The organism is Variovorax sp. PDC80, assembly GCF_900115375.1.
GTDB lineage: Bacteria > Pseudomonadota > Gammaproteobacteria > Burkholderiales > Burkholderiaceae_C > Variovorax.
The window spans coordinates 160,549-179,527 of sequence record NZ_FOWG01000009.1 but is presented as its reverse complement, the minus strand read 5'-3'; the positions used below and the strand labels follow the sequence as shown (position 1 = coordinate 179,527).

At 67.6% G+C, this 18,979-nt stretch carries 14 protein-coding genes; 7 read left to right on the top strand and 7 right to left on the bottom strand.

Annotated features, from left to right (window positions below; all coding sequences use genetic code 11):
* Positions 1-93 precede the first annotated feature (93 nt).
* The 5 genes from BM109_RS25170 to BM109_RS25150 form a co-directional block, all read right to left on the bottom strand.
* On the bottom strand, positions 94-2,679 hold the full coding sequence (locus tag BM109_RS25170; RefSeq protein WP_093348770.1) for a bifunctional aconitate hydratase 2/2-methylisocitrate dehydratase: 2,586 nt from the start codon (positions 2,677-2,679) through the stop codon (positions 94-96).
* 112 nt (positions 2,680-2,791) lie between these two features.
* A complete protein-coding gene (locus tag BM109_RS25165; protein WP_093348767.1) occupies positions 2,792-3,364 on the bottom strand; it encodes a hypothetical protein in 573 nt (190 codons plus the stop codon).
* 32 nt (positions 3,365-3,396) lie between these two features.
* Positions 3,397-4,410 (bottom strand): HpcH/HpaI aldolase/citrate lyase family protein, encoded by a 1,014-nt coding sequence (locus tag BM109_RS25160; protein WP_177239450.1) that lies wholly within the window; start codon positions 4,408-4,410, stop codon positions 3,397-3,399.
* The gene (gene tam / locus BM109_RS25155; protein WP_093348765.1) at positions 4,407-5,189 is read right to left on the bottom strand and encodes a trans-aconitate 2-methyltransferase; all 783 of its coding nucleotides are present in this window, start codon (positions 5,187-5,189) and stop codon (positions 4,407-4,409) included. Before tam ends, BM109_RS25160 begins: the two co-directional genes overlap by 4 nt.
* Positions 5,190-5,204: 15 nt before the next feature.
* The gene (locus BM109_RS25150) at positions 5,205-6,191 is read right to left on the bottom strand and encodes a malate dehydrogenase (protein WP_093348762.1); all 987 of its coding nucleotides are present in this window, start codon (positions 6,189-6,191) and stop codon (positions 5,205-5,207) included.
* Between the two features lie 208 nt (positions 6,192-6,399).
* Between BM109_RS25150 and BM109_RS25145 the strand changes: the two genes are divergently transcribed.
* The 7 genes from BM109_RS25145 (at position 6,400) to gltA (ending at position 12,497) form a co-directional block, all read left to right on the top strand.
* On the top strand, positions 6,400-7,161 hold the full coding sequence (locus BM109_RS25145) for a GntR family transcriptional regulator (protein ID WP_093348760.1): 762 nt from the start codon (positions 6,400-6,402) through the stop codon (positions 7,159-7,161).
* Between the two features lie 228 nt (positions 7,162-7,389).
* Entirely contained in the window at positions 7,390-7,836 is a 447-nt protein-coding gene (gene sdhC, locus BM109_RS25140; protein ID WP_057595822.1) for a succinate dehydrogenase, cytochrome b556 subunit, read from the top strand.
* Between the two features lie 13 nt (positions 7,837-7,849).
* A complete protein-coding gene (sdhD, locus tag BM109_RS25135; RefSeq protein ID WP_093348757.1) occupies positions 7,850-8,215 on the top strand; it encodes a succinate dehydrogenase, hydrophobic membrane anchor protein in 366 nt (121 codons plus the stop codon).
* Positions 8,216-8,231: 16 nt separating this feature from the next.
* Entirely contained in the window at positions 8,232-10,040 is a 1,809-nt protein-coding gene (sdhA, locus tag BM109_RS25130) for a succinate dehydrogenase flavoprotein subunit (protein WP_093348754.1), read from the top strand.
* Positions 10,041-10,088: 48 nt separating this feature from the next.
* Entirely contained in the window at positions 10,089-10,790 is a 702-nt protein-coding gene (locus BM109_RS25125) for a succinate dehydrogenase iron-sulfur subunit (protein WP_093348750.1), read from the top strand.
* 6 nt (positions 10,791-10,796) lie between these two features.
* Positions 10,797-11,174 (top strand): FAD assembly factor SdhE, encoded by a 378-nt coding sequence (locus tag BM109_RS25120; protein WP_093348748.1) that lies wholly within the window; start codon positions 10,797-10,799, stop codon positions 11,172-11,174.
* A 12-nt stretch (positions 11,175-11,186) separates the two neighbouring features.
* A complete protein-coding gene (gltA, locus tag BM109_RS25115; protein WP_093348745.1) occupies positions 11,187-12,497 on the top strand; it encodes a citrate synthase in 1,311 nt (436 codons plus the stop codon).
* 82 nt (positions 12,498-12,579) lie between these two features.
* On the opposite strand, the gene BM109_RS25110 is transcribed toward gltA, so the two are convergent.
* Together BM109_RS25110 and BM109_RS25105 are read right to left on the bottom strand one after the other, a co-directional pair.
* Complete coding sequence (locus BM109_RS25110; RefSeq protein WP_093348743.1) at positions 12,580-17,790, bottom strand: autotransporter outer membrane beta-barrel domain-containing protein; 5,211 nt, start codon at positions 17,788-17,790, stop codon at positions 12,580-12,582.
* A 135-nt stretch (positions 17,791-17,925) separates the two neighbouring features.
* A complete protein-coding gene (locus BM109_RS25105; protein WP_093348740.1) occupies positions 17,926-18,915 on the bottom strand; it encodes an AraC family transcriptional regulator in 990 nt (329 codons plus the stop codon).
* Between the last annotated feature and the right edge of the window lie 64 nt (positions 18,916-18,979).

Genomic DNA, 18,979 nt, shown 5'->3' with positions numbered 1-18,979 from the left:
CGGCGCCAGTGCCATGAAAAAAGCCCCGCGGATGCGGGGCTTCGTCGACACGGGCCGGGCCGGCCGCGGGGACCGTCCGGCTTGTCTTCAGGCTCAGGCCGTGACCGAATCGGCCACGTTCTTGTAGTCCTCGATCTTGTCGAAGTTCAGGTACTGGTAGATCTGCGCGCTGGACGCATCGAGCACGCCGGTGCTGGCCATGTACTCTTCCCGGGTCGGGATGCGGCCGAGGCGCGAGCAGATGGCGGCCAGTTCGGCCGAGCCCAGGTACACGTTGGTGTTCTTGCCCAGGCGGTTCGGGAAGTTGCGCGTGCTGGTCGACATGACCGTGGCGCCTTCGCGCACTTGCGCCTGGTTGCCCATGCACAGCGAGCAGCCCGGCATCTCGGTGCGGGCACCGGCATTGCCGAACACGCCGTAGTGGCCCTCCTCGGTCAGCTGCTGCGCGTCCATCTTGGTCGGCGGCGCGATCCACAGCTTGACCGGGATGTCGCGCTTGCCTTCGAGCAGCTTCGACGCGGCGCGGAAGTGGCCGATGTTGGTCATGCACGAGCCGATGAACACTTCGTCGATCACGGCACCCGCCACGTCGCTCAGCGTCTTCACGTCGTCGGGGTCGTTCGGGCAGGCCACGATGGGCTCGTGGATCTCGGCCAGGTCGATCTCGATCACGGCCGCGTAGTCGGCGTCGTCGTCGCCCTTGAGCAGTTGCGGGTCCTTGAGCCAGGCTTCCTGCGCGGCGATGCGGCGCTGCAGCGTGCGCGCGTCGGCATAGCCCTCGGCGATCATCCACTTCATCAGCGTGATGTTGCTGTTGATGTATTCGATGATCGGCTCCTTGTTCAGATGCACCGTGCAGCCGGCGGCCGAGCGTTCGGCCGAGGCGTCGCTCAGTTCGAAGGCTTGTTCGACCTTGAGGTCGGGCAGGCCCTCGATCTCGAGGATGCGGCCCGAGAAGATGTTCTTCTTGCCCTTCTTCTCGACCGTCAGCAGGCCGCTCTTGATGGCGTACAGCGGGATCGCGTTGACCAGGTCGCGCAGCGTGACGCCGGGCTGCATCTTGCCCTTGAAGCGCACCAGCACCGACTCGGGCATGTCCAGCGGCATCACGCCGGTGGCGGCCGCGAAGGCCACGAGGCCCGAGCCCGCGGGGAAACTGATGCCGATCGGGAAGCGGGTGTGGCTGTCGCCGCCGGTGCCCACGGTGTCAGGCGTCAGCAGGCGGTTGAGCCAGCTGTGGATCACGCCGTCGCCCGGGCGCAGCGAAACGCCACCGCGGTTGGCCATGAACTCGGGGAGTTCATGGTGCATCTTGACGTCGACCTTCTTCGGGTAGGCCGCCGTGTGGCAGAACGACTGCATCACGAGGTCGGCCGAGAAGCCCAGGCAGGCCAGGTCCTTGAGCTCGTCGCGCGTCATCGGGCCGGTGGTGTCCTGCGAGCCGACCGAGGTCATCTTGGGTTCGCAGTAGGTGCCCGGGCGCACGCCCTGGCCTTCGGGCAGGCCGCAGGCGCGGCCGACCATCTTCTGTGCCAGCGAGAAGCCCTTCTTGGTGTCGACCGGGCTTTGCGGCAGGCGGAACAGCGTGGAGACCGGCAGGCCCAGCGCTTCGCGCGCCTTGGCCGTGAGGCCGCGGCCGATGATCAGCGGAATGCGGCCGCCGGCGCGCACTTCGTCGAACAGCACGTCGCTCTTCACGGTGAATTCGGCGATGACCTGGCCGTCCTTCAGGGCCTTGCCTTCGTAGGGACGCAGCTCGACCACGTCGCCCATGTTCATCTGCGTCACGTCGAGCTCGATCGGCAGCGCGCCCGAGTCTTCCATCGTGTTGTAGAAGATCGGTGCGATCTTGCCGCCGAGGCAGACGCCGCCGAAGCGCTTGTTGGGCACGAACGGGATGTCTTCGCCGGTGAACCACAGCACCGAGTTGGTGGCGCTCTTGCGCGACGAACCCGTGCCGACCACGTCGCCGGCATAGGCCACGAGGTGGCCGCGCGCGCGCAGGTCCTCGATGAACTTCACCGGGCCGCGCTTGCCGTCTTCCTCCGGAACGATGCCGGGGCGCGCGTTCTTGTGCATCGCCAGGGCGTGCATCGGGATGTCGGGACGCGTGGTCGCGTCGGGCGCGGGCGACAGGTCGTCGGTGTTGATTTCGCCGGCCACCTTGAAGATGCTGACGGTGATGCTCTGGGGCACTTCGGGACGGCTGGTGAACCACTCGGCATCGGCCCAGCTCTGCAGCACGCCCTTGGCGTTGGCATTGCCCTTGTCGGCCTTTTCCTTGACGTCGTGGAACTGGTCGAACATCAGCAGCGTCTTCTTGAGGCCCTCGGCCGCGACGGCGCCGACTTCGGCGTCGTCCAGCAGGTCGATCATGGGGCTGATGTTGTAGCCGCCGAGCATCGTGCCGAGCAGTTCGGTGGCACGGGCGCGCGTGATGAACGCGCTCTTCTCGGTGCCATGCGCCACAGCCGCGAGATAGCTGGCCTTGACCTTGGCGGCGTCGTCCACGCCCGCGGGCACGCGGTGGGTCAGCAGGTCGAGCAGAAAGGCACCGTCCTTGTCGTTCGCGCTCTTGAGGAGCTCGATCGCTTCAGAGGTCTGCTTCGCGCTCAGGGGCAGCGGCGGGATACCGAGCGCGGCGCGTTCGGCGACATGGTCAACGTAGGCTTGCAACATCTTCTTTTCTCCGGAAACTTGGGGCTGGAGGGCATGCGGCGCGGTGTTCGACCCGCCGTCCGGCTTTCGCCGGTCGGCAAGCAAGAGCCGCGCCGCCCCTCGTGGGGTCGACTTACTTCTTGTCGCCGTCAGCGCCTTCGAAAAGGCTCTTCGGCGGGTTCTTCTTCATTTCTTCGGCAAAGGCCACCTGGGCCGGCGTCTGGCATTCGTCGGCGATGCGCAGGCCGGCCTTCTGGTTCATCAGCATCGACTTGTTGCCCAGCTGCAGCCACATGGCGCCAGCGCGGGGGTCTTCGAGGCGGATGGCGCCGGTGCGGCTTTCGACCGGGTGCATGCGGTAGCGCAGGCCCTTGGTGGTCACGGTGAAGAAGCCGGGCTTCTTCTCGTCCTCGGTCACGGTCACGTCGGCGCCGAGTTCGCACTGGGCCTTGCCGGTCGACACGCGCTTGGCGACCTCGAGGTCGGAGTCGGTGAGCACGACGTTGGTGTCGTCGCTGATCGGCGTGACTTCCTCGACGGCCTTGGCGGCCTTGCGGGTGACCTGGCGCTTGGGCGGGGCCTTCTTGGCTTCGGTGGACTTGGCGGCGGGCTTGGCAGCGGCCGGCTTGGCGGGCGTGCTGCTCTGCGCCAGGGCACCGAACGGCAGAGCCAGGGCCACTGCGGCGATCAGGGCGATTTTCTTCATGTGAGGGTTTCCTTGAGGCTGGTTCGGAGGTTTCAGGAGACCGCGGGCGTCAGCCAGGCCTTGGCCTCTGGCGGCAACGCGCGCCCTGTTGCGTGGGCACGCGTCAGCACCTGCCAGAAATGGCGGTAGCTCGCGCGGTCGTGCAATGTGCCATCAATTTGTGTCGGCGCCCAATCCGCGGCCGCTGCCTTGAGCAGGATATTTGTGGCAATTTGAATCTGCGCCTCGTCGGGCGCGAAGGCCTCGAGGATCGGCCGGATCTGGTTCGGATGGATGCTCCACATGCGCGTGTAGCCGAATTCGCGGGCCGCCTTGCGGGCCGCGGTGCGCATGGCGTCCATGTCGTTGAACTCGGTCACCACGCAATGCGAGGGCACCTTGCCGTGCGCATGCGCGGCCGAGGCGATCGCCAGCTTGGCGCGCACCACCAGCGGATGCGTGAACTGGCCCGCGGCGCCCATGCCCTCGGCGGGGATGGCGCCGGCGTGGGCCGAGACGAAGTCCATCAGGCCGAAGCTCAGCGACTGCACGCGCGGATGGGCCGCAATGTCGAAGGCGTTGTGCACGGCAAAAGGCGATTCGATCAGCACGTGCAGCGGCAGCGTTTCGGCATCGGCGGCGTCGAGCGCGGCCACGGCCTGCTCGACGTCGGCCACCGATTCGACCTTCGGCACCATCAGGTGACTGAGCCGCTGGCCGGCGCGGCCCGCGATGGTGACCACGTCGCCCGCGAAGGCCGGGTGGTCGACCGGGTGCACGCGCACGCCGACGCGTATGCCGGGCCTGGCGGCCAGCGCCAGCTCGGTGACCAGCGCCGCATGCTCGGCCTCGCCGCCCACCGGGGCGCCGTCCTCGCAGTCGAGGGTGACGTCGAACACGCAGGCGCCGAACTCCTCGGCCATCTCGGCCTGGAGCGCGAGGCTCTTCTTCATGCGCGCCTCGACGCCGCTGTAGTGGTCGCACACCGGCAGGCTGACGGCGCCGGCCTGCGCGCCGAGCAGCACGGCAGCGGGATGGGCGGGGGCGCGTTCGCTCACGGTCGTCACGCCTTCTTCTGCGCCACGATGAACATGCGCGGGAAGGCCAGCAGCCGCTTGCCGTCGGTGCGTGCCGGGTAGGCCTCGTTCACGCGGCGCTCGTATTCGGCCAGGTAGCTGGCCTGCAGGTCGGGCGGCAACCGGTCGACGAAGGGCTTCAGGCCCGTGCCGCGCACCCATTCGACGATGGAGGCGGCATCGGCCATGCGGTGCTGGTAGATCGTGTGCCAGACGTCGACGTTGGCCGCGCGTGGCGCCAGCAGGTCGTAGTAGCCGCCCAGCGGCAGCAGCCTGGTGCGCAGCCGGTCGGCATCGCCGATGGGCTCGGCCCAGGGCGCTTCGGCCGCGAGCGCGCGCATCAGGCGGTGCGTGGGTTCCTGGCGGTTGTCGGGCATCTGGATGGCCAGCACGCCGCCGGGGGCGAGCGCGTCGAACAGGCGCGGGATCAGCGTTTCGTGATCGGGCACCCATTGCAGCGACGCGTTCGCATAGATGAGGTCGGGCGCCGCTTCCGCGGAAGGCGCCCAGGTCGCGATGTCGCTCAACTCGAAGCGCGCGCCGGGCAGGCGCTCGCGCGCGCTGACCAGCATGGCTTCGGAGTTGTCGGTCCCGAGGGCCTGGGCCTTCGGGAACCGGTGGACCAGCAGCTCGGTGGAGTTGCCCGGACCGCAGCCGAGGTCGACCACGCGGGCCGCCTCCGCCAGAGGCACCCGCGCCAGGAGTTCCTGCGCGGGGCGGGTGCGCTCGTCCTCGTAGCGACGATAGAGCGCGGGGTTCCAGTCGAGCATGCCGGCAGGCCTTGCTTAGATCAGGTGAGCAACGCCGGCTTGTTCGCCTTGCAGCTCTTCCAGGGTCTTGTTGATGCGTTCCTGGCTGAATGCGTCGATCTCGAGGCCTTCGACCAGCTTGTATTCACCGTTTTCGCAGGTGACCGGGAAGCCGAACATCGTGTCCTTCGGAATGCCGTACTGGCCGTCCGACGGGATGCCCATCGTGACCCACTTGCCATTGGTGCCCAGGGCCCAATCGCGCATGTGGTCGATGGCGGCGTTGGCGGCCGAGGCAGCCGAGGACAGGCCGCGTGCTTCGATGATGGCGGCGCCGCGCTTGCCGACGGTCGGCAAGAAGGTGTTGGCGTTCCATTCCTGGTCGTTGATCATCTTGGCGACGCTTTCGCCGTTGATGGTGGCGAAGCGGTAGTCGGCGTACATCGTGGGCGAGTGGTTGCCCCAGACGGTGAGCTTTTCGATGTCGGCCACGGGCTTGCCGGTCTTGGCGGCGAGCTGGCTGGCGGCGCGGTTGTGGTCCAGGCGCAGCATGGCGGTGAAGTTCTTGCGCGGCAGGTCCGGTGCGCTCTTCATGGCGATGTAGGCATTGGTGTTGGCGGGGTTACCGACCACCAGCACCTTGACGTTGCGGCTGGCAACGGCGTTCAGGGCCTTGCCTTGCGCCGTGAAGATGGCGCCGTTGACGGCCAGCAGTTCGGCACGTTCCATGCCCGGGCCGCGGGGACGCGAGCCGACCAGCAGTGCGTAGTCGGCGTCCTTGAAGGCGGTCATCGGGTCGCCGTGGGCTTCCATGCCGGCCAGCAGCGGGAACGCGCAGTCGTCGAGTTCCATCATCACGCCCTTGAGCGCCTTCTGGGCCTTCTCGTCGGGGATTTCGAGCAATTGCAGGATGACCGGCTGGTCCTTGCCGAGCATTTCGCCGGACGCGATACGGAACAACAGGGCATAACCGATTTGACCGGCGGCACCGGTGACGGCAACGCGGACGGGCTTTTTGCTCATGGGAAGACTCCAGAAGTGATGTGACGGTGTCGGCGCACGCGCGAAACGCGGCGGCGGAAGTCTCGCGGGGCGGTCGGGAGGTCCGAAAGGGGCCGGACGGCCGCGGCGCGGGAACGGCCGGCATTTTAAGCCGATTCGATGAGGCCCGTCTTATGTCTTATATAAGATATCCTCCGGGTTCCGCCACGGCGCTTACCCACGCCCTGCCATGAACAGCCCCACCACCACCCTCGACGAGCCCACGACGCCCTCGTTCAGCCCGCTCTACCAGCAGATCAAGACCCTGATCCTGCAGAGCCTGCAGGCGGGCGAGTGGAAGCCGGGCGAGCCGATCCCCAGCGAGATGGACCTGGCCGTGCGCTTTCGCGTCAGCCAGGGCACGGTGCGCAAGGCGATCGACGAGCTCGCGGCCGAGAACCTCGTGGTGCGGCGCCAGGGCAAGGGCACCTTCGTCGCCACGCATGCCGAGCAGCATGTGCAATACCGTTTCCTGAAGCTGGTGCCCGATGGCGGCCTGCCGAGCGCCGAAGGCCCGGCCGAGCGCACCATCGTCGACTGCAAGCGCCTGCGTGCCTCGGCCGACGTGGCGCGCGCGCTGGGCCTGCGCACCGGCGATGCCGTGCTGCAGGTGCGGCGCGTGCTCGCCTATGGCGGCGTGCCGACCATCCTCGAAGACCTCTGGCTGCCCGGCACGCCGTTCAAGGGCCTCACGGCCGAGCGGCTGCGCGCCTGGCCGGGCCCGATGTACGCGCTGTTCGAAACCGAGTTCGGCGTGCGCATGGTGCGCGCCGAAGAAAAAATTCGCGCGGTGCTGCCCGACCCCGAGCAGGCCCAACTGCTCGACGTCACGCCGCAGATGCCGCTGCTGAGCGTCGAACGCGTGGCCCACACCTACCACGACATGCCGATGGAACTGCGCCGCGGCCTCTATCGCACCGACACGCACCACTATCGCAACCAGCTCGGCTGAATGCGCCTCACGATGGACCACGTAACGAATACGCTTCAAGCCGCCGCGCGGCGCGCGCAAGACGCTATGAAGTCAAGAGCATCCGACTGCCGCGGTGCGTCGACGCGAGCGCGACCGATGCGCGATGGTGCATTGCAATAGAATTTTGCGTTGTTTGCATTTCCCGAAGAGAAAACAAAAGCGTTCGCTCTCAGAACAAGTCAATCAACAAGCCACGAAAGCCCCTCCATGACAGAGCTTGCATCCTCCTCCACACCACGGCGTCGCGAATTCCGCAACATCAACGCCTTCACCGATCTCACGACCTACCGCCTGCCGCCCGCCGGCATCGTGTCGATCCTGCACCGCGTCAGCGGCGCGCTGATGTTCCTGCTGCTGCCGTTCATCATCTGGATGTTCGACACCTCGCTCTCGTCCGACTATTCGTTCGCCAAGTTCAAGGCCGCCTTCAACAGCGGCCTTGGTTTCGTTCCGGGCTGGTTTTTCAAGCTCGTCGTGCTCGCGCTGATCTGGGCCTACCTGCACCACTTCATCGCCGGCGTGCGCCACCTCTGGATGGACGTGAGCCACAAGGCCGTGACCAAGGAGTTCGGCAAGAGCTCGGCCATCTTCACGCTGGCCGCGAGCGTCCTGCTGACCATCGTGCTCGGCGCCAAGCTGTTCGGCCTGTACTGAGAAGGAGCCTCAAATGTCTGTGAACTACGGCTCCAAGCGCATCGTCGTCGGCGCGCATTACGGCATGCGCGACTGGCTCAGCCAGCGCGTCACGGGCGCCCTGATGGCGCTCTTCACGATCATCCTGCTGGCGCAGCTGATCTTCACGCGCGGCCCGATCGGCTACGACCTGTGGGCCGGCATCTTCGCCGCGCAGTGGATGAAGGTCCTGACCTTCTGCGTCATCGTGTCCCTGCTCTATCACGTGTGGGTCGGCATGCGCGACATCTGGATGGACTACATCCAGCCCGTCGCGATCCGCCTCGTGCTCCAGATCTTCACCATCGTCTGGCTGGTCGGTTGTGCGGGTTGGGCCATTCAAGTGCTTTGGAAAATCTGACGACCCCATCCCCACCATGACCTACACAAAAGAACAAATCACCAAGCGCAAGTTCGACGTCGTGATCGTCGGTGCCGGCGGTTCCGGCATGCGCGCCTCGCTGCAACTGGCGCGCGCGGGCCTCAACGTGGCCGTGCTCTCCAAGGTGTTCCCCACCCGTTCGCACACGGTCGCCGCGCAAGGCGGCGTGGGCGCATCGCTCGGCAACATGAGCGAGGACAACTGGCACTACCACTTCTACGACACGATCAAGGGTTCCGACTGGCTCGGCGACCAGGACGCGATCGAGTTCATGTGCCGCGAAGCACCGAAGGTTGTGTACGAGCTCGAGCACTTCGGCATGCCCTTCGACCGCAACCCCGACGGCACGATCTACCAGCGCCCGTTCGGCGGCCACACGGCCAACTACGGCGAGAAGCCCGTGCAGCGCGCCTGCGCCGCGGCCGACCGTACCGGCCACGCGATGCTGCACACGCTCTATCAGAAGAACGTGGAAGCGCGCACCCAGTTCTTCGTCGAATGGATGGCGCTCGACCTGATCCGCGACGACGAAGGCGACGTGGTCGGCGTGACCGCGCTCGAGATGGAAACCGGCGACCTGCACATCCTGCAGGCCAAGACCGTGCTGCTGGCCACCGGCGGCGCGGGCCGTATCTTCCAGGCCTCGACCAACGCCTTCATCAACACCGGCGACGGCCTTGGCATGGCCGCGCGCTCGGGCATCCCGCTGCAGGACATGGAGTTCTGGCAGTTCCACCCGACCGGCGTGGCCGGCGCGGGCGTGCTGCTGACCGAAGGCTGCCGCGGCGAAGGCGCGATCCTGCTCAACAGCAACGGCGAACGCTTCATGGAGCGCTATGCGCCCACGCTGAAGGACCTGGCGCCGCGCGACTTCGTGTCGCGCTCGATGGACCAGGAAATCAAGGAAGGCCGCGGCTGCGGTCCCAACAAGGACTACGTGCTGCTGAAGCTCGATCACCTCGGTGCCGAGACCATCCACAAGCGCCTGCCTTCGGTGTACGAGATCGGCATCAACTTCGCCAACGTCGACATCACGAAGGAACCGATCCCCGTGGTGCCCACCATCCACTACCAGATGGGCGGCATCCCGACCAACATCAACGGCCAGGTCGTAATCCAGAAGGGCGAGGACAACAGCGCCGTCGTCAACGGCCTCTACGCCGTGGGCGAATGCTCGTGCGTGAGCGTGCACGGCGCCAACCGCCTGGGCACCAACTCGCTGCTCGACCTGCTGGTGTTCGGCCGCGCGGCCGGCAACCACATCGTCGAGTTCAACGACAAGCTCAAGGAACACAAGCCGCTGCCGGCCAATGCCGCCGACCGCACGCTCGAGCGCCTCAACGAGTTGCAGAACTCCACCGGCGGCGAGTACGCGCAGGACGTGGCCAACCAGATCCGCGTCACCATGCAGCAGCACGCCGCGGTGTTCCGCAAGCAGGCTTCGATGGACGAAGGCGTGGTCAAGATCGCCGAAGTGCGCGAGCGCGTGAAGGCCATCGGCCTGAAGGACAAGTCCAAGGTGTTCAACACCGCGCGCATCGAGGCGCTGGAAGTCGACAACCTGATCGAAGTGGCGCAGGCCACCATGGTCTCGGCCGCGGCCCGCAAGGAATGCCGCGGTGCCCACACCGTCGAGGACTACGAGCGCCCGGCCGACGATCCGGTCGCGCCGCTGGGCCGCGACGATGCCAACTGGATGAAGCACACGCTCTGGTACAGCGCCGACAACCGCCTCTCCTACAAGCCCGTCAAGCTGCAGCCGCTCACGGTCGCCTCGGTGCCGCCGAAGGTTCGCACCTTCTAAGCGCCAGCTAATGATCAGCCACGTAAAAGCATTCACAAGGTCACAACGATGAAGCGCACATTCCAGATCTACCGCTACGACCCGGACAAGGACGCGAAGCCCTACATGCAGACCGTCGAGATCGAACTCGACGGCCACGAGCGCATGCTGCTCGACGCCCTGATGAAGCTCAAGGCGCAGGATCCCACGCTGTCGTTCCGCCGCTCGTGCCGCGAAGGCGTCTGCGGTTCCGATGCGATGAACATCAACGGCAAGAACGGTCTGGCCTGCCTGACCAACATGAACACGCTCAAGGGCACCGTGGTGCTCAAGCCGCTGCCCGGCCTGCCGGTGATCCGCGACCTGATCGTCGACATGACCCAGTTCTTCAAGCAGTACAACTCGATCAAGCCGTACCTGCAGAACGACACCGTGCCGCCCGAGAAGGAGCGCCTGCAGTCGCCGGAAGAGCGCGAGGAGCTCAACGGCCTGTACGAGTGCATCCTGTGCGCGAGCTGCTCGACGAGCTGCCCGAGCTTCTGGTGGAACCCCGACAAGTTCGTGGGCCCGGCCGGCCTGCTGCAGGCCTACCGCTTCATCGCCGACAGCCGCGACGAAGCCACCGCCGAGCGCCTCGACAACCTCGAGGACCCGTACCGCCTGTTCCGCTGCCACACGATCATGAACTGCGTCGACGTGTGCCCGAAGAGCCTGAACCCGACCATGGCCATCGGCAAGATCAAGGAACTGATGGTGCGTCGCGCCATCTGACCCGACATGGCTGCTTTGCCCGGCACCCCATCGCCCTCGGCGCCTCCTGCGGGAAGCGCGGCGGCCGAGCCGCTCGGAGAACGAGCGCTCAGCAAGCTCAAGTGGCGCTGCCGGCGCGGCCTGCTCGAAAACGATCTGTTCATCGCCCGCTTCTTCGAGCGGCACGAATCTCGCATCACCGTCGGCCAGGCCGGCGCGATGGAAGTTCTGATGGACCTCTCGGACAACGATTTGCTCGATCTTCTCCTTCGTAGAAAGGAGCCCGAGCCCGCATGGGCCGGGGCCGAGGTGGTCGAGCTTCTGCAGCTGATGCGCGCCGACGGCGCGCAGCGGCCCGCAGCCTCCACGACCTCTCCCTCCTCGCCCTCTCGAACAATCCTCTGAAAGAAACCCGAAATGAAAGCCTCCGATACCAAGGCCACGCTATCGTTCAGCAACGGCGCCGACAAGGTCGAACTGCCGATCTACAAGGGCACCGTCGGTCCCGACGTGATCGACATCCGCAAGCTGTACGCGCAGACCGGCATGTTCACCTACGACCCGGGTTTCATGTCCACCGCGGCCTGCCAATCGGCCATCACCTACATCGATGGCGACAAGGGCGAACTGCTGTATCGCGGCTATCCCATCGAGCAGCTCGCCACCAACTGCGACTTCCTCGAGACCTGCCACCTGCTGCTGTACGGTGAACTGCCGGATACGGCCAAGAAGGCCAACTTCACCAAGCTCGTGACCAACCACACGATGGTCAACGAGCAGATGCAGTTCTTCCTGCGCGGCTTCCGCCGCGACGCGCATCCGATGGCCATCATGACCGGCCTGGTGGGCGCGCTGTCGGCCTTCTATCACGACAGCACGGACATCAACAATCCCGAGCACCGCGAGATCGCCGCGATCCGCCTGATCGCGAAGATGCCCACGCTCGTGGCCATGGCCTACAAGTACACGATCGGCCAGCCGTACATGTACCCGAAGAACGAACTGAGCTATGCGGGCAACTTCCTGCACATGATGTTCGCCACGCCCTGCGAGGAGTACAAGGTGAACCCGGTGCTCGAGCGCGCGCTCGACCGCATCTTCATCCTGCACGCCGACCACGAGCAGAACGCCTCGACCTCGACCGTGCGCCTGTGCGGCTCGTCGGGCACCAACCCCTTCGCGGCCATCGCGGCCGGCGTGGCCTGCCTCTGGGGCCCGGCCCACGGCGGCGCCAACGAAGCGGCGCTCAACATGCTCTACGACATCCAGAAGGAAGGTGGCGTGGAGAAGATCGGCGAGTTCATCAAGAAGGTCAAGGACAAGAACTCGAACGTCAAGCTGATGGGCTTCGGCCACCGCGTGTACAAGAACTACGACCCGCGCGCCAAGCTGATGCAGGAAACCTGCAACGAAGTGCTGACCGAGCTGGGCCTGGAAAACGACCCGCTGTTCAAGCTCGCCAAGGAACTGGAAAAGATCGCGCTCGAAGACGAGTACTTCGTGTCGCGCAAGCTGTACCCGAACGTCGACTTCTACTCGGGCATCGTGCAGCGCGCCATCGGCATCCCGGTCCCGCTGTTCACCGCGATCTTCGCGCTGGCCCGCACCGTCGGCTGGATCGCCCAGCTCAACGAAATGATCGGCGACCCCGAGTACAAGATCGGCCGCCCGCGCCAGCTGTTCGAAGGCTCGCCCAAGCGCGACGTGAAGCCGATCTCGGCCCGCTGATCCGCTTCGACTGAATGCCGCCTCCGGGCGGACCGATGCCGCCCTGGCGCAAGCCGGGCGGCATTTCTTTTGGCGCGGGCCGTTACCACTTCACGCGCACACCCACCCCTGCATTGACCGAGCTGCCCACGCGAGCGACGCCACCCGAGGCCCACTGCTTGCCGAGCTCGCCATACAGGCTCGTGCGCTGGGTCAGCGCCAACGTGAAGCCTGCGGCCAGTTCCGTGCTCGTGCCACCGATCGGCGCGCCCACCGGCGTGATCGCCGCCGGGTTCACGAAGCGGGCGATGTCGTTGCCCTTCGAGCTGCGATAGACGTTCAGGCGCGCATAGGGCTGCAGCGTGCCCGCTCCTGTCGCGAAGCTGCCCTTGATGCGAACGCCCGCGCGTGCGGTCCAGCTGCTGTCGGCGTCCTGCTGCACCAGCGCACCGGGGATCGCCACATCGTCCAAGCGCAGGCGCTGGTGGATCAACTGCAACTGCGGCTCCACCGACCAGCCGCCCGTGCCCAGCGCGAAGGCCTTGCCCACCTCGATCGAGGCCAGGAAGCTGTTGCCCTTGCCCGTGACACCGGCGCTCAGCTGCGGCTGCACCGTGTAGCGATGGCGGCCGGCCTGCAGCACCGTGTCTGCATAGAAGCCATCGTCGCTGGTGAACGTGCCGTAGAGGCCCAGGTACTGGCTGCGCAGGTCGTTGCGACCCGCGGCGCCGTTCAGGAGGCCGCTGCTGAAGCCGCTGACACGCGTGTCGCCTTCGAGCTGGCCCACATAGATGCCCGCGCGCCAGTTCGCATTGGCCCACAGGTCGGTGCCGGCCTGCAGCCCGCTCACGCGGCCCTCGGCATGCGGCGAGACGGTCCCGCCCTGGCGGATGTCCATGTCGGTGGAGATCAGACGGCCCCAGGCGCGACGGTTGCTGCCGTCCACGCTCGTGCTCGCACCACCGCTGCCGCGCACGTCGTCGTCGCCGATGCGCTGGCTCAGGCTGGCGAGCATGCCGAGGTTGCTTTGGCGCAGTTGGTTGGGCAGAGCCGCGAAGAGCGAGGCCTCAGCGCGGTAGGTCGGCAGCGAGGCGCCCGGCTCTGCCTCGGTGCGCAGGTACCAGTTCTCGCCCTCGCCGCCCGCATCGCCTGCATAGAGGCGGTACTCGTAGGCACCGGCATCGACGCGACCGCCCGAGAGCACGAAGGCGTCCTTGCTGGTCTGCGCGGTGGTGGTCGCGCCGTTCTTCGCGCTGATCAGCTCGGTGCCCGCGCCGCTGGTGCGTGCGCCCAGGCCGCCGAGGTTGGTGACCTGCACTGTGGTCTTGCCGCTCGCACTGACCGATGCGCCGTCGAGTACCAGGCGGTCTGCGATGCCGGGGTTGTCGAGCTTCGCACCGAGGCGCAGCACGCCGTTGTTGCCGACGTAGGGGCCGGTCAACGTCAAGGTCGTGCCTGGGACCATGCCGAGCAGAGAGACCGTGCCTGCGTTGGTCAGGCCGGCCATCTTCTGGCTGAAGCCGCCGAGGTCGAGCGTGGCGCCGCTGGCGACTACAGCGCTCGATGCGGCGCTGAAGGCGTTGGTGGCGCCTGCCTTCAAGGTGCCGCCGGTCACGCGAGTCTCGCCGCTGTAGGTCGCGGTGCCTGCGAGTGTGAGCGTGCCTGCGCCGACCTTGACGAGCGAGCCCGTGGTGCCGGTGATGGCACCGGAGATCGTGTTGTCGCCTCCGATAGCGCCGGTGGTCAGCGTCTTCGCGCCGAGCACCACATCGCCTGCACCGCCAAGCGAGCCGATGCTCGTCCCAGTGGTCGTCAGGTCGATGCGCACCTGGCCACCCGCTGCATTGGTCACCGTGGCGCCTGCCGCGCTCGCGGTGTCTTGCAGTCGCAAGGTGCCTGCATTGGCGATCGCGAGCTTGCCCGCATCGGCCTTGCCGCCGAACTGCAGCGTGGCGCCCGAAGCGATGCTGGCGGGACCCGAGCCAAACGCACCCGTGGTGTCAGTCGTTAGCGTGCCCGCATCCACCAGCGTGCCGCCGCTGTAGCTGTTGGCACTGGTCAGCGTCAGCGTCCCGGTGCCGACCTTGCGCAGCTTGCCCGTGCCGCTCATCGTGCCCGCATAGGTGCCCGCCGTCTTGCCTTGGTCGAACGCGACTTCGGCGTTGTTGACGATATTGCCCTGCAGGCTGGTCGCGCTGCCCTGCAGCACGCCGCCCTTGACGGTGGTGCCACCGGTGTAGGTGTTGGCACCGCCCAGGATCAGCCGGCCGGCATCCTCCTTCGAGATACCGCCCGTGCCCGACAGCGCCACATTGAGGGTTGCAGTCATGCTCGCACCTGCAGCCGTGCCATCACCCACGCGGATCACCGAGTTGGCGTTGTCCAACACGATGCCATCGCCTTGCACCACATAGCCATCGGTGGCGAACTGCGCACCGGCGATGCGCACCGCGCCGCCAGTCGCATCCACCGTCACGGTGCCAGCCTTGCCGCCGAACACCGCGAACTGGTTCTGCGCCCAGTTGCCGTTGAGCTTGCCGTCCATGTCGGCCCAGGCATCCATCGAGGGCTGCGGGTTGCCCACGCGCCAGGTGCCCGAACCACCAGCGATCTGACCGTCGTTGTACTTGGTGCTGTCGCCACCGTCCCAGAAGTTCAGCGACAGGCCCGCGCGGTTCACCAGATTGACCTGGTTCGCCACCGAGGTCTGCACCTGCAGGTCCGCCGCCTTGGCCGAGCCCGGCACCGTGCCGATGTCCAGACCGTTGTCGGTGAAGCTGCCGCCGTAACTCATGAGCCTGTAGAGGCCAGGGCCGAAGCTGCCGCCCGCCGACTGCGCGACGTTCAAGGTGCCATCGAGTTGCAGGTTGCCGGTCACGTTGATCAGGTCGTTCAGGGCGCCGCCAGGAACGCCAGCTTGACCGAGTTCGTAGTTCAGCGTGGAGCCGCCGGCCAGAGTCAGTGCGCCCAAGGTCAACGTGCCCGGGCTGTTACCCGCTGCGAGGATGCCGCCCTTGTCGATGGTCACCGCGCCCGCGATGCTGCCGCTGCCCGCGAGCGTCGCGCCCGCCTGCACCTGCACGGCACCCGTGCCCGTCGCACTGCCGCTCTTGTTGTTCACGCTCAGCGTGCCCGCACCCACGGTGGTGCCACCGGTGTAGGTGTTGGCGCCCGTGAGCGTCAGCGTGCCAGTCCCCACCTTGACGAGCGAACCGCCCGCACCACTGATCGTCCCCGACACCGTCGTGCTGGTGTTCAACCCGCCCGTGGTCAGCGCCTTCGCGCCCAGCAGCACGCTGCCCGCGCCTTCGAGCGAGCCGATGCCCACGCCCGCGTTCGTCAGGTTGCCGATGCGCAGCCGCGCGCCCGCGTTGTTCACCACCGTCGCCTGGTCCGCGCTCACGCGGTCGAACAGGTCGATCAGGCCGCCACTCTCGTTGACGAAGCGCGCCTGTCCGGCGCTCGCATCGTCGAGCAGGTTGATCTGTCCGCCATCGAAGTTGGTGATCTGCGCCTTGCCTGCGTTCGCGTTGAACCACAGGGTGGTGATGCCGCCGCGGTTCTCGATCACCGCATTGCCCGCGCTCGAGCTGTCGCGGAACTCGACCGCGGCGTCCTTGTTCGCCGTGATGGTCGCGTGGCCGGCCGAGCTGCTGTCGCTGAACGCGAGGAAGCCGCCGTTGTCGGTCGGCGCACCGCCGCGCGCGGCCACGGTGATCGCGAGCTTGCCCGCGTCGGCCTTGTCGGTGAAGGCCAGCGAGGCATTGCCCGCGACCGACACCGGCCCCGTGCCCAGCGCGCCCGTGACCAGCGCCTGCAGCGAACCCGCCGCGACGTCGGTGCCGCCCGCGTAGCCGTTGGCCGCGCCCAACTGCAAGGTGCCCGCGCCGCTCTTGCGCAGGCCGCCCGCGCCGATCACGGCACCGTTCAGGCCCAGCGTGCGGCCCGGATCGACGTCGAACACGCCGCCGGCCTTGCCGAGCGTGACGCCGCGGGTGCTCGCCGTGTCGCCGGTCACGCGCAGCGTTCCGCCGTCGAGCGTGAGCGCGCCATCGGCGCTGCCGAGGGCGGCGTCGTCGGCGATCGAGAGCGCGCCGCCCAGCACCCGCCAGGGCGTGCGCTCGCCCGTGCCGCCGACCAGTGTCCAGGTGCCGGCACCGGTCTTCTCGTAGCCGGCGAAGCCGCGGTAGCTCGCGGCGGCCAGCGAGGTCGTGGTGTCGGTCGCGTCGCCGGCCAGGCGCAGCAGGTTGCCGCTGCCGTTCGCCACCAGTGTGCCGGCGATCGCGGAGCCGGCGCGCAGTTCGAGCGTGTTGTCGTTGCCGGTGATGCGCACCGCATCGCCGCGCGTCACGCGGTCGCCCGCGAGACCGCCGAGCAGGCTGCCGCTGTTGATGACGGCATTGCCGTCGCCCCGGATGCGCAGCCCCGCGCCGCCGATCCCGTTCTGCCCATTCGAGGCACCGCCCGCGCCGCCGGCCAGGGTGCCGGTATTGCTCAGGGCGTTGCCGTTCGATTCGAGCGCCAGGCCGGCACCGCCCTCGCCGCCCGCGGCCGCGATGCCGAAGCCGCCCCAAAGGGCGGCGCCGCCAGCGCCACCGGTGGCGATGCCGCCATTGCGAACCGTGGCGCCGCCGCCCTGCAGCACGATGGCATCGCCGCCACCACCTCCGCCGCCGGCCCACTGCCCGTTGGCGCCCGCACCGCCGTTGCCGCCGCCGATGCGGCCGCCCAGGTTGTCCAGCACGAGCCCCGCGGCCGTGGCCTGCAGTCCCGCGCCGCCGCCGCCATTGCCGCCGAGCAGGGTGGTCGCGCCAGTCACCGTGAGGGCACCGGCGGTCGTGTAGTAGACCGCCGCGCCGCCGCCGCCACCGCCGCCACCGCCATAGAAGGGGTCGGGATCGGACAGCCCGTTGCCGCCATGGCCCCCGCTCGTCGCACCGGCCGTCACCGCGGTGGCGCCGACCGCCCCGCCGGCGCCACCGGCGCCCGCCGCGCCATTGCCGCCGGCACCGCCATGTCCGGTCGCCGACGCCTGGCCGTTGCTGGTCGGATATTCGCCGACGTTGCCGCCTCCGGCGCCGCCGCCATTGCCAGGACCGCCACGCCCGCCGGTACCGCCGCTGACGGCGGGCGCGTTGCCGCCGGCCGGCTGCCCCCACGCCCCGCCGGGATCGGCCAGCAGGCCCACGAACGTCAGCAGACCGGCCGCAACCCGTGTCGCCGAAGGGCGCCGACCGCGTCGCCGCGACAGTTCGGAAACGGCGACCCACGCGCCGAGCGCAGCGTTCCAGACGCTGCAATGGATGTTGCTCATGCCCTCGCTCCCTGTGCTTCTGGTGCGTGCGGATCCGGACGATCCGCACGCCGGAAGTGTGGGAACGAGTGCGCGCGCGGATTTGATCGCGCTTGCGGTCGTCGGGGAAAAACGACGGAAATCCGTGGCTGCGACTCAGATCAGCATCACCATGATCGAGAACGACTGGACCTGTCCCATGCGCCGCCACGGCGGCGCGTGGTAGCGCTCCATCGCTGGCGCCTCGGCGAAATGCTCGCCGTGGCGCGCGGTCCAGACATTCGCGATCGCGCGATAGGCCGCGAACACCTTGCGGTACGGTGCTTCGAGCAGCAGCGTGGCACAGCGGCTGATCTGCATCGGCGGCAGGCGCGCGAATGGCGCGGGCAATTCCTCGGGCAAGCCCGGGTCGGCGAAGCAGCAGTCGTAGCGGATCAGCCCCTGCGGCGTGATCAAGGGGTTGTCACGGATCAGCGCGTAGCACTCGAGCGTGTCGGGGTCGAGCCCCAGCCGCAGCCGCACCTCGTCGGCGAAGCGCGCCCAGTAGCACTCCGCCTGGTCATAGCCGCCGTGGAAGCGCAGACCGACCAGCGGCCGGATCTCCCAGCGCTCGAGCCGCACGCGGTCGGCCATCGCCAGTTGCTCGGGCACCGGCGGCCGCACCGCCGCACGCGCGGCGGGCTGGTAGACGGTCGGGGCGACGCCGAACTGGCGCTGGAACGCGCGCGAGAACGCCGCGAGGCTGCCGTAGCCCGCCACGGTGCCGATCTCGAGCATCGAGAGTTCGCTGGCCGCGAGCCGGATCGCCGCGGCGTCGAGGCGCTGGCGCCGGATGAAGCCGCTCAGGGCCTCCCCCATCACCTCGGCGAACAGGCGGTGGAAATGGAAAGGACTCAAACCATTGGCGCGCGCGAGTTCGGCCAGATGGTGGTCGTGCGGAAGGTCCTGCTCGATGCGGCGAACTGCCTTGATCACGCGCGGCTCGGCCAGCAGCGTGGGCGGAAGGTGGCGCCGCACATGCTGCACGCGCGGACCTGCCGGCGGCATCTCGTAGCGCAAGCGGGCCTCCTCCGATGTCGGATCGGCCGGAAGCATCCTGCGATCGGCATGAGGCGGCGGCTTGTCGTCGGCAGCGGAGTGGGTCATGCCCAGGTGTCCTTGCAACACTTACTAACAATTGATGGTATGCCAGACCACGCATTTGCGAACA